General features: G+C 74.8%; 13 protein-coding genes. 11 read left to right on the plus strand and 2 right to left on the minus strand.

Annotation, left to right across the window (positions count from 1 at the left end):
• The first annotated feature begins 130 nt into the window (after positions 1-130).
• From K7787_RS03925 to mug, 9 genes are all read left to right on the plus strand, one after another.
• Positions 131-1057 (plus strand): ABC transporter ATP-binding protein, encoded by a 927-nt coding sequence (locus K7787_RS03925; protein ID WP_223000501.1) that lies wholly within the window; start codon positions 131-133, stop codon positions 1055-1057.
• A 5-nt stretch (positions 1058-1062) separates the two neighbouring features.
• On the plus strand, positions 1063-3630 hold the full coding sequence (locus tag K7787_RS03930) for an ABC transporter permease (RefSeq protein ID WP_223000502.1): 2568 nt from the start codon (positions 1063-1065) through the stop codon (positions 3628-3630).
• Positions 3631-3676: 46 nt separating this feature from the next.
• Positions 3677-4561 (plus strand): LLM class F420-dependent oxidoreductase, encoded by an 885-nt coding sequence (locus K7787_RS03935; protein WP_223000503.1) that lies wholly within the window; start codon positions 3677-3679, stop codon positions 4559-4561.
• Positions 4562-4737: 176 nt separating this feature from the next.
• The gene (locus K7787_RS03940; RefSeq protein ID WP_223000504.1) at positions 4738-5172 is read left to right on the plus strand and encodes a GNAT family N-acetyltransferase; all 435 of its coding nucleotides are present in this window, start codon (positions 4738-4740) and stop codon (positions 5170-5172) included.
• Between the two features lie 152 nt (positions 5173-5324).
• Positions 5325-6743 (plus strand): hemolysin family protein, encoded by a 1419-nt coding sequence (locus K7787_RS03945; protein WP_223000505.1) that lies wholly within the window; start codon positions 5325-5327, stop codon positions 6741-6743.
• The gene (locus tag K7787_RS03950) at positions 6740-7753 is read left to right on the plus strand and encodes a hemolysin family protein (protein ID WP_009187432.1); all 1014 of its coding nucleotides are present in this window, start codon (positions 6740-6742) and stop codon (positions 7751-7753) included. The genes K7787_RS03945 and K7787_RS03950 overlap by 4 nt, the downstream gene beginning before the upstream one ends.
• A gap of 188 nt (positions 7754-7941) precedes the next feature.
• Positions 7942-8748, plus strand: a complete 807-nt coding sequence (locus K7787_RS03955) for an SGNH/GDSL hydrolase family protein (RefSeq protein WP_169435948.1) — start codon at positions 7942-7944, stop codon at positions 8746-8748.
• Between the two features lie 151 nt (positions 8749-8899).
• Positions 8900-10342, plus strand: a complete 1443-nt coding sequence (gene purB, locus K7787_RS03960) for an adenylosuccinate lyase (RefSeq protein WP_223000506.1) — start codon at positions 8900-8902, stop codon at positions 10340-10342.
• Positions 10343-10386: 44 nt separating this feature from the next.
• On the plus strand, positions 10387-10917 hold the full coding sequence (gene mug / locus K7787_RS03965; RefSeq protein ID WP_308036281.1) for a G/U mismatch-specific DNA glycosylase: 531 nt from the start codon (positions 10387-10389) through the stop codon (positions 10915-10917).
• Positions 10918-11042: 125 nt separating this feature from the next.
• Here the strand turns inward: mug and K7787_RS03970 are convergent, their stop codons facing one another.
• Positions 11043-11486 (minus strand): hypothetical protein, encoded by a 444-nt coding sequence (locus K7787_RS03970; protein ID WP_009187436.1) that lies wholly within the window; start codon positions 11484-11486, stop codon positions 11043-11045.
• 264 nt (positions 11487-11750) lie between these two features.
• On the opposite strand from K7787_RS03970, the gene K7787_RS03975 reads away from it, so the two are divergent.
• The gene (locus K7787_RS03975; RefSeq protein ID WP_019981491.1) at positions 11751-12908 is read left to right on the plus strand and encodes an ROK family transcriptional regulator; all 1158 of its coding nucleotides are present in this window, start codon (positions 11751-11753) and stop codon (positions 12906-12908) included.
• A gap of 158 nt (positions 12909-13066) precedes the next feature.
• On the opposite strand, the gene K7787_RS03980 is transcribed toward K7787_RS03975, so the two are convergent.
• On the minus strand, positions 13067-13825 hold the full coding sequence (locus tag K7787_RS03980; RefSeq protein WP_169435942.1) for a GntR family transcriptional regulator: 759 nt from the start codon (positions 13823-13825) through the stop codon (positions 13067-13069).
• A 325-nt stretch (positions 13826-14150) separates the two neighbouring features.
• Between K7787_RS03980 and K7787_RS03985 the strand changes: the two genes are divergently transcribed.
• Entirely contained in the window at positions 14151-14981 is an 831-nt protein-coding gene (locus K7787_RS03985; RefSeq protein WP_169435941.1) for an alpha/beta fold hydrolase, read from the plus strand.
• Positions 14982-15038: the final 57 nt, after the last annotated feature.

The following is a 15038-nucleotide window of genomic DNA, read 5'->3' on the forward strand; positions in this document are numbered from 1 at the left end:
CCGACCGGGCGGGCGGAGCGCCCCCGTGCCGTGCGACGCGCCCGGCCCGCGGCGCGGCGGAGGCTCGGCCCAACGGGGGATACCGGGCGCGCGGGCGCTGACCCTACGCTCGACGGGGGACAAAGGAGTCATGAGCCAGGACGTTCAGGGTCGCGGAAGCACCGAGGAGACCGCCGTGTCCGCACGCGCCGCGGCGCCGGACCGGGCACGGCCCGGCGGACCCGCGGCCCGTGCCCGCGGGCTGACCAAGGCGTACGGGTCGGGCGAGACGGCCGTGCTGGCCCTGGACTCGGTGGACGTGGACATCGCGCGCGGCCGGTTCACCGCGGTCATGGGCCCCTCGGGCTCCGGGAAGTCCACGCTGATGCACTGCCTGGCGGGGCTGGACACCGTCTCGGCCGGTCAGGTGTGGCTCGGCGGCACCGAGATCACGGGACTGAGGGACCGCGAGCTGACCCGGCTGCGCCGGGACCGGATCGGCTTCATGTTCCAGTCGTTCAATCTGATCCCCACGCTCGACGCGCTGGAGAACATCACCCTGCCGATGGACATCGCCGGACGCGCCCCCGACCGGGAGTGGCTGGAGGAGGTGATCGACACGCTGGGCCTGAGGAACCGGCTGAAGCACCGCCCTGCCCAGCTCTCCGGCGGCCAGCAGCAGCGCGTGGCCTGTGCGCGGGCGCTCGCCTCGCGGCCCGAACTGGTCTTCGCCGACGAGCCGACCGGGAACCTGGACTCGCGGGCCGGTGCGGAGGTGCTCGGCTTCCTGCGGGACGCCGTAGACCGCCTCGGCCAGACGGTCGTCATGGTCACCCACGACCCGAACGCCGCGGCCCGTTCCGACGTGGTGCTCTTCCTCGCGGACGGCCGGATCGTGGACCGGATGACGCACCCGACGGCGGAGGCGGTGCTCGAACGCATGCGCCTGTTCGCCACGGGCGGCGACGGGGCGACCGGCCCGGCGGGCCGTGCCGGCGACGGCGTCGCCGTGGAGCGCCGGGGCGACGGCGTCGCCGAAGACCGCGAGGGCGACGGCGTCGTCGCAGAGGAGGCCTGACCCGCGTGCTCAGGGCGACCCTGCGGAGCTTCCTCGCGCACAAGGGACGGCTGCTGCTGTCGGCCCTGGCCGTCGTGCTGTCGGTCGCCTTCGTCGCGGGCAGTCTGATCTTCTCCGACACCGTCACCCGCACCTTCGACCGCCTCTTCGCCTCCACCGCCGCCGATGTGACGGTCGCCCCGAAGCAGGACCTCGCCTCGCCGGTGCGGACCGGCGCCGTACGGACCCTGCCCGCCTCGCTCGCCGCCCGGCTGGCGAAGGTGCCCGGCGTCGCGGCCACCCATGTGGACGCGACCGTCGAGAACGTGGTGGTCGTCGACGACCGCGGCGCACCCGTCGGCCCGACCACCGGCGCCCCCACCATCGCCCGCAACTGGGAGGCCACCGGCCGCAGCGGGGTGCGGCTGACCTCCGGGCACGCCCCGCGCGGCGACGGCGAGGCCGTCCTGGACGCGGACACCGCCGGGCGCCGCCGCGTCCGGATCGGCGACGTGCTGGCGGTGCAGGCGCCGACGGGCACCTTCCGGGTCCACGTCCGCGGCATCGCCGCGTTCACCACCACCAACCCGGGCTCCGCGCTGGTCTTCCTCGACACGCCGACGGCGCAGCGCCGGCTCCTCGGCTCGACCGCCCGCGCCACCGCCGTCTCCGTCGACGCGGCCGGCGGCGTCACGGACGCCGAGCTGAAGCGGCGGGTCGCCGTCGCGGTGGGCGCCGGGGCGTACGACGTGCGGACGGCCGCCGAGCAGGCCGAGTCGGCCGCCGCGAACCTGGGCGGGTTCCTGAAGGTCATCAAGTACGTGATGCTCGGCTTCGCCGGGATCGCGGTCCTGGTCGGCGTCTTCCTGATCGTCAACACCTTCTCGATGCTGATCGCCCAGCGCACCCGCGAGCTGGGGCTGCTGCGCGCCCTGGGCGCCGACCGCGAGCAGGTGCGGCGGTCGGTGCTGGCCGAGGCGCTGCTGCTCGGCCTGGCCGGCTCGACGGCGGGTCTGGCGGCCGGGATCGGGCTCGCGGCCGGGCTCATGCGCCTCGTGGGCGCCTTCGGGGTGCGGCTGGCGACGGCGGGGATGGTCATCGGCTGGGTCACGCCCGTCGCGGCGTACGCCGTCGGGATCGGGGTCACCTTCCTGGCCGCCTGGCTCCCGGCCCGGCGCGCCGCGGCCGTCTCCCCGATGGCGGCGCTGGCGGACACCGAGGCCGCGGTCGCGGGACGGCCACTGCGGGCGCGGGTGGTGGCGGGCGCCGCCGTCGGCGCCGTCGGCGCGGGCGCGCTCGCGGGCTGCGCCGTCGCCGACCGCACCGCGACCGCCGTGGCGCTGCTGGGGGCCGGTGTCGTCCTCACCCTGGTCGCGACCGTCGTCGCCGGGCCGCTGCTGGTGCGCCCGCTGATCGGGCTGCTGGGCGGGGCCTTCCCGGCGCTGTTCGGCTCCGTCGGGCGGATGAGCCGGCGCAACGCCCTGCGCAATCCGCGCCGGACCGGGGCGACGGCGGCGGCGCTGATGGTGGGGCTGGCCCTGGTCGGCGGGATGTCGGTGGCCGGCGCCTCCATCACCCGGTCGGTGGACCGCCGCATCGACCAGACGCTCGGCGCGGACTACATCGTGCAGAACCGCACCTACATCCCCTTCTCGCCGGAGATCACGGACCGGGTGCGCGCCACCGAGGGCGCGGGCGTGGTGGTACGGCAGCGGCTGGCGGCGATCGCGCTCCGGCTGCCGGACGGCAAGCGGGTCGAGACGGCCGCCTCCGGCTACGACCCCCGGCTGGACGCGGTCGCCCATCTGAAGTACGCGGCCGGGAACACGGCGGCGGCGCTGGCCGACGGGCGCCTGGCCATGGACGCGGGCTTCGCCGCGCAGCACGGCGTCCGCATCGGCAGCGTGCTGCCCGCCGAGTTCCAGGGCGGCCGCCGGGCCGTGCTGACGGTGGCCGCGCTGACCGACCAGGAGCAGGCCGAGGGGTTCGGGTTCAAGGGCGGGCTGCTGCTCGGCATCGGCACGCTCGACCGGTACGCCCCCGGCAGCCTGGACGCCGCCCTGTACGTGAACGCGGCTCCCGGCACCGGCGCCGGCCCGTTGCGCGCCCGGCTGGAGAAGACCCTCGCGCCCTATCCGAACGTGCAGGTGCGCGACCAGGCCGACTACAAGAAGCTGGTGCACGACCAGATCGCGGTGCTGCTCCGGCTCGTCTACGCGCTGCTCGCGCTGGCCATCGTCATCGCGGTGCTCGGCGTGGTGAACACGCTCGCCCTGTCGGTGGTGGAGCGGACCCGGGAGATCGGCCTGCTGCGCGCGATCGGGCTGTCCCGCCGGCAACTGCGCCGGATGATCCGGCTGGAGTCGGTGGTGATCGCGGTGTTCGGCGCGGTCCTCGGGCTGGCGCTGGGGCTGGTGTGGGGGGTGTGCGTCCAGCGGGTGCTGGCGCTGCAGGGCATGACGGCGCTGGCGATCCCCTGGGGCACGGTCGTCGCGGTGGTGGCCGGTTCGGCGGCCGTGGGGGTGGCGGCGGCCCTGCTGCCGGCGTTGCGCGCGTCGCGCATGAACGTGCTGGCGGCGATCGCGCACGAGTGATGGAATCGCGGCAGGTCTTCAACTGATGTCATCACGGGGAGAGTTCATGCCGCGACCGTTCCGCTTCGGGGTCAATCTACTCAATCCCGGTCCCGCCGCCGAGTGGCGCGCCAAGTGCCGCCGGGCCGAGGACCTCGGCTACGACGTGATCCTCGTGCCCGACCACCTCGGCTGGGTCGCGCCGTTCCCCGCGCTGGTGGCGGCGGCGCAGGCCACCGAGCGGCCCCGGCTCGGCACGTTCGTGCTGAACGCCGGCTTCTGCAACCCCGCGCTGCTGGCCCGCGAGGCGGCGACGACGGACGCGCTCACCGACGGCCGCCTGGAACTGGGGCTCGGCACCGGGTACGTACGGGAGGAGCACGAGAGGGCGGGGCTGCCCTTCGGCTCGCCGGCCGAACGCGTGGACCGTCTGCGGGCCACGGTGGTGGAGCTGGAGCGGCTGCTCGGCTCCCCCGAGCACCGGCCCCGACCGGTACAGCCGCAGATCCCGGTGCTGATCGGCGCCAACGGCGACCGGATGCTGCGGCTGACCGCCGAGCACGCGGACATCGCCGCGTTCACCGGGGCCCGCGCGTCGGCCGCGAGCCCGACGGGACTCGCCCCGCTGACGGCGGACGAGCTGGCGGACCGGGTGGCCCGGTACCACGAGTACGCGGCGGGCCGTACCGAGCCGGCCGAGCTGAACCTGCTGATCCAGACCGTCGCCGTCACCGGCGACCCCGCCGCCGCGCTGGCGCCGCTGCTGGAACGGCAGCAGCAGCTCACCCTGGAGCAGGCGCTGGCCCTGCCCATCGTGCTCGTCGGCACGCTGGAGGAGATCGTCGCGCGGGTGCGGGCCCAGCGCGAGCGGTTCGGCTTCTCCTACCTCACCGTCCTGGAGCCGGACATGGAGGCGTTCGCACCGGTGATGGAGGCGCTGCGCGGGGAGTGAGGGGCGCCGCGCGCGGCTGCGGAGGCGTGCCGTGACCGGGCGCTCCCGGAGGCGCCGTGCGGTGCGTGGCGGTCCCCAGTGGGCGCCGTGCAGTGCGTGGCGGCCGGTGAGGCACCGGGGCGTCCGGATGCCGGAATTCCCGTTCCGCGCCCGGACCCGCGTGGTGGGATTCCCGCATGACGGACTTGCGCATACGCCCCGCGACCGCCGACGACATCGACGCCGTGCTCGCCTTCTGGCGGACGGCCGCGGAGGGCACCAGCATCAGCGACGACCGGGACGGGGTGGCACGGCTGGTGACCCGCGACCCCGACGCCCTGCTGCTGGCGGAGCACACCGGCGAACTCGTCGGCACGGTCATCGCGGGCTTCGACGGGTGGCGCTGCCATCTGTACCGGCTGGCGGTGCGTCCCGGCCGCCGCCGGCAGGGCATCGGCACGGCGCTGCTGGCCGCCGCCGAGGAGCGGTTCGCACGGCTCGGCGGGCGGCGCGGCGACGCGATGGTGCTCACCGGCAACGAGGGGGCGCACCACGCCTGGCGGGCCGCCGGATACGCGCCCGAGGAGCACTGGCGGCGCTGGGTGAAGCCGCTCACGGCCCGCGCGGACTGAAATTTCCGGACTCCTTTGCCGATCCTTTACCCTTGGTGGAGCACTCGGCCCTCCATGAAAGGTTGTGAGCGTCCGCCCATGGGCGAGCCTCCCGGCGAACACCGTCGCGCGATCCCCTTTGTCCTGACCGACCATGGGAGGGGGGTGACCCGATGACCGAAGTGCTCCTCCTGCTCGTGGCGGTGCTGCTCTCCCTGGCCTGCGGCGCCTTCGTCGCGGCCGAGTTCTCCCTGACCACGGTCGAGCGCGGCGCCCTGGAGCGCGCCGCGGAGCGCGGCGAGCGCGGCGCCTCCGGCGCGCTGAAGGCCGTACGGAACCTGACGTTCCAGCTCTCCGGCGCGCAGCTCGGCATCACCGTCACCAATCTGGTGGTCGGCATGCTCGCCGAGCCGTCGATCTCCAAGCTGATCTCCGGCCCGCTCCAGGCGCTCGGCATGTCCCGGTCCGCCGCGTCCTCGCTGGCGCTGGTGCTCGGCACCGCTCTGTCCACGGTGTTCCTGATGGTCGTCGGCGAGCTGGTGCCCAAGAACTGGGCGATCTCCTCGCCGCTGGCGATCGCCCGGCGGGTGGCCACTCCGCAGCGCTGGTTCAGCGCGGCGTTCCGCCCCTTCATCACCCATCTGAACAACACGGCCAACCGCGTGGTGCGCCGGCTCGGGGTGGAGCCCGCCGAGGAACTGGCCTCCGCGCGCGGCCCCCAGGAGCTGGCGGCGCTGGCCCGGCACTCCGCCAGGGAGGGCGCCCTGGAGGCGGACACCGCCGAGCTGTTCGTGCGGACCCTCAACCTCGCCGACCTGACCGCGGAGAACGTGATGACGCCGCGGGTGCAGGTGGTGGCCCTGGACGCCCAGGCCACCTGCGAGGACGTGGCGAACGCGACCCGGGCGACCGGACTGTCCCGGTTCCCCGTCTACCGCGGCAGCCTCGACTCCGTGGTGGGGACGGCCCACGTCAAGGACGTGCTGGCGGTGCCCGCCGGGCGGCGGCTGCACCTGCGCGTCTCGGAGATCATGCGCGAGCCGCTGCTCGTGCCCGAGTCGCTGACCGTGGACCGGCTGCTGGACCGGCTCTCGGGCCGGCGCACGATGGCCGTCGTCATCGACGAGTACGGCGGCACGGCGGGCGTGGCGACCCTGGAGGACATCGTCGAGGAGGTCGTCGGCGAGGTGCGCGACGAGCACGACCCGCACGAGACGCCCGATCTGGCCCCGGCCGGTGCGGACGCGGAGGGGCGCGCCCTGTACTCGGCCGACGGGTCCGCGCGCGTGGACCAGCTGGCGCGCGTCGGCCTGAAGGTCCCGGACGGCCCGTACGAGACGCTCGCCGGGCTGATCGCCGCCGAGCTGGGCCGGATACCGGCGACCGGCGACGTCCTGGAGGTCGCCGGGTGGCGGCTGGACGTGGTGGACGCGGGCGGCCGCCGCGCCGCGCGCGTGCTGCTGCACGCGCCGCTGGACGACGCCCACGTAGCCGAGGTCCCCACGCGGCGCGGCAGGCGCCGGATCGCGGCCCGCGGGGAGTCCCCCGCCCCTGACGAACACCTGAGCGACGAAAAGAGGGCCGGCCGGTGACCGCCGTACAGATCCTGATCGGTCTGGCGACCCTGGTCGTCAACGCCTTCTTCGTGGGCGCCGAGTTCGCGCTGATCTCGGTGCGCCGCAGCCAGGTGGAGCCGTACGCCGAGGAGGGCGACCGGCGCGCGAAGAGCGTGCTGTGGGGCCTGGAGCACGTGTCCGCGCTGCTGGCGGCGGCGCAGCTCGGCATCACCCTGTGCACGCTGGTCCTCGGCGTGGTCGCCGAGCCCGCGATCGCCCATCTGCTGGAGCCGGTCTTCCACGCGGTGGGCGTGCCCTCGGGCGCGGGGCACGCGGTGTCGTTCGTGATCGCGCTGGCCCTGGCGACGTATCTGCACATGCTGCTCGGCGAGATGGTGCCCAAGAACATCGCGCTGGCGGAGCCGGTGCGCAGCGCGCTGCTGCTCGGGCCGCCGCTGGTCGCGCTGTCCCGGGCCCTGCGCCCGGTGATCTTCACGGTGAACGCGTTCGCCAACGGCCTGCTCAAGCTGTTGCGGGTGGAGGCGAAGGACGAGGTCTCGGCGACCTTCACGGACGCGGAGCTGGCGGAGATCGTGAAGGACGCCAGCGAGGCCGGGCTGATCGACGACCGGGCGCAGGAGCGGCTGCACGACGCGCTGGAGCTGGGCAGCCGGCCGGTGCGCGACGTGGTGCTCCCACTGGAGCGGGTCGTCTACGCCCGGCTCGGGGTCACCCCGGAACAGCTGGAGCGGCTGTCGGCCGAGTCCGGCTTCTCCCGCTTCCCCGTGGTGGACGAGGGCCGCCGGATCATCGGCTACCTGCATGTGAAGGACGCGCTGGACGCCTCGCCGCGCACCGAGCCGTTCCGGCTGCGGGACATGCGGCCCATCGCCCGGGTCCGCGAGGGCACGCCGCTGGACGACGTGCTCACGGCGATGCGCGGCAGCCGAACTCACCTGGCGGCCGTACTGGGCGCGGACGGCCGGCTGGCGGGCCTGGTCACCATGGAGGACGTGCTGCGGGAACTGTTCGGGCAGCGGGTCTGAACGAGTCGGGCGGCCGGGTCGCGCGGAGGCCGGTGGCCGGGGGGCGGCCAGGCCGCGTGGGTTCGGCGGCCGGGGGGCTGCCAGCCCGTGTGGATCGTGTGGCGGGGACCGGCCGGATCAGCGGCCCGGTCCCGCTGGACCGACCGCTTGGTATGCGGATCGCGCGACGGGTTACCATCGCTCACGCCATGCAGACGAATCCCACATACAGCAGCCTGGTCGCGGTCGGCGACTCGTTCACCGAGGGCATGTCGGACCTGCTGCCCGACGGCTCCTACCGCGGCTGGGCCGATGTCCTGGCCGGGCGGATGGCCGCCCGCACACCCGGTTTCCGGTACGCCAACCTCGCCGTGCGCGGCAAGCTCATCGGGCAGATCGTCGACGAGCAGGTCGAGGTGGCCGCGGCCATGAAGGCCGATGTGATCACGCTGGTGGGCGGGCTCAACGACACCCTGCGGCCCAAGTGCGACATGGGCAGGGTGCGCGGGCTGCTGACGGAGGCGGTGGAGCGGCTGGCTCCGTCGTGCGAGCGGCTGGTGCTGATGCGCAGCCCCGGCCGGCAGGGGCCCGTCCTTGAGCGGTTCCGGCCGCGCATGGAGGAGCTGTACGCCTGCGTGGACGACCTCGCGGGCAAGCACGGGGCGGTCGTCGTGGACCTGTACGGCGCGCCGTCGCTGGCGGACCCGCGCCTGTGGGACGTGGACCGGCTGCACCTGACGGCCGACGGGCACCGCCGGGTCGCCGAGGCGGTGTGGCAGGCGCTCGGCTACGAGCCCGAGGACCCCGAGTGGCGGACGCCGCCGCCCGCGACCGCGCGGCCGGGCTGGGTCAGCCGCCGGGCCGCCGACGTCAGCTTCGCCCGGCAGCACCTGCTGCCCTGGATAGGCCGGCGCCTGACCGGCCGCTCCTCCGGCGACGGCCGGCCGGCCAAGCGGCCCGAACTGCTGCCCTACGAGGACCTGGTGCGCCCGGCGGCCGACGCGGAGCCGGCGTGACGGCGCGGCGGCGCCCGCGTCTCCCCCGCCCTTGAGGCCGGCCGGACCGGCCGCCTCCGCCGGGGCCCGGCCGCCCGGCCGGTCCCTCGTAGGTTCCGACGAACACCCCCGCGGCGCTGGCCTGCACGAATCGCCAGTAGACTCTGGTCACGTGACTTCTGCGCCCGCCAAGCCCCGCATCCCCAACGTCCTCGCCGGACGCTACGCCTCCACCGAGCTCGCCACGCTCTGGTCGCCCGAGCAGAAGGTGAGGCTGGAGCGGCAGCTCTGGCTCGCCGTGCTGCGCGCCCAGAAGGACCTCGGCATCGAGGTGCCGGACGCGGCGATCGCCGACTACGAGCGCGTCCTGGACCAGGTCGACCTGGCCTCGATCGCCGAGCGCGAGAAGGTCACGCGGCACGACGTGAAGGCCCGTATCGAGGAGTTCAACGACCTCGCCGGGCACGAGCAGGTCCACAAGGGCATGACCTCCCGCGACCTGACGGAGAACGTCGAGCAGCTGCAGATCCGGCTCTCGCTGGAGCTGGTGCGCGACCGTACGGTGGCGGTGCTGGCCCGGCTGGGGAAGCTGGCCGCGGAGTACGGCGAGCTGGTCATGGCCGGCCGCTCGCACAACGTGGCCGCGCAGGCCACCACCCTGGGCAAGCGTTTCGCCACCGCCGCCGACGAGCTGCTGGTGGCCTACGGCCGCGTCGAGGAACTGCTCGGCCGCTACCCGCTGCGCGGCGTCAAGGGCCCGGTCGGCACCGCGCAGGACATGCTGGACCTGCTCGGCGGCGACGCGGCGAAGCTGGCCGAGCTGGAGGGGCGCGTCGCCCACCACCTCGGCTTCTCGCAGGCCTTCACCTCGGTCGGCCAGGTCTACCCGCGCTCCCTGGACTACGAGGTCGTCACCGCGCTGGTGCAGCTCGCGGCGGCGCCCTCCTCGCTGGCCAAGACGATCCGGCTGATGGCCGGGCACGAGCTGGTCACCGAGGGCTTCAAGCCGGGCCAGGTGGGCTCCTCGGCGATGCCGCACAAGATGAACACCCGCTCCTGCGAGCGCGTCAACGGCCTCATGGTGATCCTGCGCGGCTACGCCTCGATGACGGGCGAGCTGGCGGGCGACCAGTGGAACGAGGGCGACGTGTCCTGCTCGGTGGTGCGCCGGGTCGCGCTGCCGGACGCGTTCTTCGCGCTGGACGGTCTGCTGGAGACGTTCCTGACGGTGCTCGACGAGTTCGGCGCCTTCCCCGCGGTGATCGCCCGGGAGCTGGACCGCTACCTGCCGTTCCTGGCGACGACCAAGGTGCTCATGGGCGCGGTGCGGGCCGGTGTCGGCCGCGAGGTGGCCCACGAGGCGATCAAGGAGAACGCCGTGGCCACCGCGCTCGCGATGCGCGAGCAGGGCGCCGAGCGCAACGACCTGCTCGACAAGCTCGCCGCCGACGAGCGCCTGCCGCTGGACCGCGCGCAGTTGGACGCACTGATGGCGGACAAGCTGTCCTTCACCGGTGCCGCCGCCGACCAGGTCGGCGTGGTGGTCGGCCGGATCGAGGAGATCATCAAGCAGCGCCCGGAGGCCGCGGCCTACGCGCCGGGGGCGATCCTCTGACCCGCTTCACCCCGGCCCAACTGGAGGCCGCCCGCGACCGGCTGGTGCCGGACCTGGTCGCGGACGGCCTCAGGGTGCTGTTCTGCGGGATCAACCCCGGTCTGATGACGGCCGCGACGGGCCACCACTTCGCCCGGCCCGGCAACCGGTTCTGGCCGGTGCTGCACCGGTCGGGCTTCACCCCGCGGCTGCTGAAGCCCGCGGAGCAGGGCGAGTTGCTGTCGTACGGGCTCGGCATCACCAACGTCGTGGCCCGGGCCTCGGCGCGCGCCGACGAGCTGACCCGCGAGGAGTACCAGGAAGGCGGCCGGCTGCTGGCGCTGAAGGTGGCGCGGCTGCGGCCCCGCTGGCTGGCGGTCGTCGGCGTCACCGCGTACCGGGCCGCCTTCGACGACCGCAAGGCCCAGGTGGGGCCGCAGGAGCGGGTGATCGGCGACACGCGCGTGTGGGTGCTGCCCAACCCGAGCGGGCTGAACGCGCACTGGACGACCGAGACGATGGCACAGGAGTTCGCCCGGCTGCGGGTGGCGGCCGAGGACGGCCCCGCAGTGCCCGCAGCGCGCCGGGGCGAGTGACGGCGCGGCGGCGGCGCGGCTCGGTACGGGAGCGCCGGCCGACCGAGCGATCGTGACCGGCCGCGGGGCGGGGCACGATGGGTTCACGTCGGCGCGGGTCACGGCGGGTCCACCTCGGGCGCGGGTCATGGCGGGTCCACGTCGGTGGCGACCGCGAGCAGTTGGAACGGCAGCTCCTTGTCGTGCTGGGAGACGCCCAGGGCTATCCACCGGCCGGTCCCGGGCGCCCGCCACAGCTGGACGTCCGGCACATGCCCGCTGAGGGAACCCCACGGCTCCGGCACCTCCTCCCCCTCCACGGTCCGGACGCACACGCTGTACAGGCTGAACTCCTGGGGCGGACCCCAGCGTTCGGTCAGGCGCTCCGCCAGCCCGTCGCGGTAGCACGCGTACTGGTCGGCCGCCTCCTCCCGTCGGCTGCCGTCGTCCTCCCAGAAGTCGTCGCCGGTCGCCAGCGCGGCCGTCCGGTGACCGGGGCCGGCCGAGCCGGTGTCCGTCCAGGTGTGCTCGGCGGGGAACGGCCCCGCGCACAGCCGGTCGATCTCGGCGAGCGCCTTGGCGATGTCCATGGGTTCCAGTAAAGCGGCGACCACTGACAATTGGCGGTGCGTCAGGGTCCGGGCAGGGCCCGCACACGGTCCGGGCGGTGTTCCGTACGAGCCCGCGTGGGACGGCCGCGGGCCGGCGGGCGCACCGGAGGTCCGGCGTCGCCGTGGAGCCCTCCGGACCCGGCGCCCGATCGGCGGCCGCCCCGCCGGTCCCCCGGCGCTCGCCGCCCCGGCCCGTGCCGAGTAGCATCCGCCCCACACGCGCACGAGCTGGGAGGACGGACGTTGGGGCGGCTGACCGGCGGGGACCCCTCGCTGCTGCGGAGGATCAATTCCGCGGTGGTGCTGCACGCGCTGCGCGCCACGGACTGTGCGACGCTCACCGAGATCACCCGGGTGACCGGGCTGTCCCGGCCCACGGTCGAGGGTGTCGTGGACGATCTGATCGGGGCGGGCCTCGTCATGGAGACGGCAGCCGAGGAGGGCGCCGCCCGGCGTCAGGGGCGGCCCGCGCGGCGGTTCCGCTTCCGCGCCGAGGCCGGTCATCTGCTGGGCCTGGAGATCGGCGCGCACCGGGTCGCCGCCCTGCTGGCCGATCTGGACGGCCGGGTGGTCGGCGCGCAGGCCAAGGAGGTGGCCGAGACGGCCGACGCGGACGAGCGGCTGGAGCGGCTGCGCACCGCGGTCGCCGAGCTGCTGCGCCGGGCCGGGGTGCCGCGCAGCTCGCTGCGCGCCGTCGGCGTCGGCACCCCGGGCATCGTGGACGCGGGCGGCACCGTACGGCTGGGCACCGCGCTGCCCGGGTGGACCGGCCTGAATCTGGGCGAGCGGCTGGGCCGGTCGTTCAAGTGCCCGGTCCTGGTGGAGAACGACGCCAACGCGGCGGCGGTCGCCGAGCACTGGAAAGGCGCCGCGACCGAGTCCGACGACGTGGTGTTCGTGCTGGCCGGGCTGAGTCCGGGCGCGGGTTCGCTGATCGGCGGGCGGCTGCACCGGGGGTACGGCGGGGCGGCCGGCGAGATCGGCGCGCTGCATCTGCTGGGCCGGGAGGAGACTCCGGAGACGCTGCTGTCCACCACGGACGAGCCGCTGCACCCGCTGGACGAGCAGGCGGTGGCGAAGGTCTTCGCGCTGGCCCGGCAGGGCGACCAGCGGGCCATGGCGGCCGTGGACCGCTTCATCCAGCGGCTCGTGCACGACGTGGCGGCGCTGGTGCTGGCGCTGGACCCCGAGTTGGTGGTCATCGGCGGCTGGGCGGCCGGTCTGGACGGCGTGCTGGAGCCGCTGCGCCGCGAGCTGGCCCGCTACTGCCTGCGGCCCCCTCAGGTCACCCTCTCGCTGCTGGGCGAGGCGGTCGTCGCGACGGGCGCCGTACGGCTGGCCCTCGACCATGTGGAGGAGCAGCTCTTCGCGGTGGAGGGCACGGTCACGGCCCGGCGCTGAGAGCGGGTCCGCCGCGCCGGAGGGCCTCCGCACGGTCGGGCGGACCGGCGCACTCCGTGCCCCGCCGTGGGGCGGACACCCCGCGCACGACGGCAGCCGCCGTGCCCCGGTGGTTCGGGGGCACGGCGGCTGCCGTGTGCGAGCGGGCGGGCCCGGCGTCAGGAGGCCTGGCGCTCGGGGCCGTGGTGGATCTCCACGTTCCCGGAGTCCCCGAAGGTCAGCCGGCAGGTGTCCGCGCGGTAGGTGGCCACCGACAGCGCGGCGACGCGGCCGGCGGCCACGAAGCGGGTGGTGACGACGAGGACGGGCGCGCCGGGCAGCCGGTCCAGTTCCTTGGCGTCGTCCGCGCGGGCCGAGCCGAGTTCCACGGCGCGCTCCTGGCCCTCCAGCTCCAGGTGCTGCAGTTCGCGCAGCACGGCACGCGCGCGTGCCGGTCCGGACGGCGCGTCGATCGCGGTCAGGTCGGGCACCGACGACGCCGGGATGTACAGCAGCTCGGCCGCGACCGGCTGGCCGTGGCTCATCCGGGACCGGCGCACGGTGTGCACGGGCTCGCTCCGGTCGCTGTCCAGGACGGCGGCGACGGCGGCCGGCGGTGCGGCCAGTACGCAGTCCACGGGCTGCCAGGCGTCCCCGGCCGCGCCCGGCCAGGCGTCCTGCTCGGTGCCGACGGCGACCCCCACGCGCGGCGGCGCGACGGTGGTGCCGACGCCGCGGCGGCGCTGCAGCCTGCCCTCCAGCTCCAGCTGCTCCAGCGCCTGGCGCAGCGTGGCGCGGGCCACGCCGAAGCGGGCGGCCAGTTCCCGCTCGTTGGGCAGGATCTCGCCGACCGCGAACTCGGAGTCCAGTGCCTCACTGAGCACGGTCTTGAGATGCCAGTACTTCGGCTCCGGCACCGTTTCCAGCTGAGTCCCCACCCTGTCCTCCGCAATCGCCGTAGTCCGGCGGCGTTTAGCGCCCTTGTTTATTAAAGGTTGTTGTACTTCTCTGCGACCATAGGGCCGCCCCCACCCTTGGTCAAGACCAATCCTCGGCTCTTGCGTCCCGTGCGGCCGTGCCGCCGCGCAGCGTTCACGGGGCGTTCGCACGGCGTCGCACGCGTGACATCGCGGCGAAGCCCCCGCCGCGGTGCGGTCGGGGGCTTCGGCGGGATCGGGCGCGGCGGGGGGCTACCCGTCGGTAGCAATTGTTGACAAGCTGTCTATCCGGCATCCGTCAGCGATCGACGAGGAGCATGCACCCATGTCCGCCACCGTCTCCTTCAAGGTTCCCTCCGCGCACGGCCCGCAGACCGTGACGCTCTCCTACGCGCGCGAGGGCGCCGGCGAGCCCCTGCTCCTGCTGCACGGCATCGGTCACCACCGGCAGGCCTGGGACCCGGTGCTCCACCTCGTCGCGGGCGAACGCGACGTGATCAGCGTGGACCTGCCCGGCTTCGGCGCCTCGCCCGCGCTGCCCGGCGGGCTCCGGCACGACCTGCCGACGATGAACGCCGCGCTGGGCGCCCTGTGCGAGACCCTGGAGATCGACCGGCCCCATGTCGCCGGCAACTCCCTGGGCGGTCTGCTCGCCCTGGAGATGGGCCGCGTGGGGCTCGCCCGGTCGGTCACCGCCCTGTCCCCGGCCGGGTTCTGGACCGAGGCCGAGCGGCGTTACGCGTTCGGCGTGCTGCAGGCGATGCGCGGGATCGCGGTGCGCACCCCGCTGCCGCTGGTCGAGCGGCTCTCCCGCACGGCGACCGGCAGGACCCTGCTCACCAGCACCATCTACGCCCGCCCCGCCCGCCGTTCACCCGAGGCAGTGGTCGCCGAGACGCTGGCCCTGGCCGGCGCCACCGGGTTCGAGGAGACCCTCCGCGCGGGCATCGACGTCCGGTTCACGGACGACGTCCCCGGCATCCCAGTCACGGTGGCCTGGGGCGTGAAGGACCGGCTGCTGGTGCGCCGGCAGGGGGTGCGCGCCAAGCGGCTCATCCCGCACGCCCGGCTGGTGCGGCTGCCCGGCTGCGGGCACGTCCCCATGAACGACGACCCGGCGCTCGTCGCGCGCGTGCTCCTGGACGGCAGCCGCTGAGCGGCGGCGCCCGGCCCGGGCCGCCGCGCCCGAGCCGAGGGCCACTCCGGCCCCCAC

It is taken from the genome of Streptomyces sennicomposti (assembly GCF_019890635.1).
GTDB classification, from domain to species: domain Bacteria; phylum Actinomycetota; class Actinomycetes; order Streptomycetales; family Streptomycetaceae; genus Streptomyces; species Streptomyces sennicomposti.

Coding starts and splice junctions, on each gene's coding strand:
- K7787_RS03925 (WP_223000501.1), top strand. CDS start 131: ATGAGCCAGGACGTTCAGGGTCGCGGAAGCACCGAGGAGACCGCCGTG.
- K7787_RS03935 (WP_223000503.1), top strand. CDS start 3,677: ATGCCGCGACCGTTCCGCTTCGGGGTCAATCTACTCAATCCCGGTCCC.
- K7787_RS03940 (WP_223000504.1), top strand. CDS start 4,738: ATGACGGACTTGCGCATACGCCCCGCGACCGCCGACGACATCGACGCC.
- K7787_RS03945 (WP_223000505.1), top strand. CDS start 5,325: ATGACCGAAGTGCTCCTCCTGCTCGTGGCGGTGCTGCTCTCCCTGGCC.
- K7787_RS03955 (WP_169435948.1), top strand. CDS start 7,942: ATGCAGACGAATCCCACATACAGCAGCCTGGTCGCGGTCGGCGACTCG.
- K7787_RS03970 (WP_009187436.1), bottom strand. CDS start 11,486: ATGGACATCGCCAAGGCGCTCGCCGAGATCGACCGGCTGTGCGCGGGG.
- K7787_RS03985 (WP_169435941.1), top strand. CDS start 14,151: ATGTCCGCCACCGTCTCCTTCAAGGTTCCCTCCGCGCACGGCCCGCAG.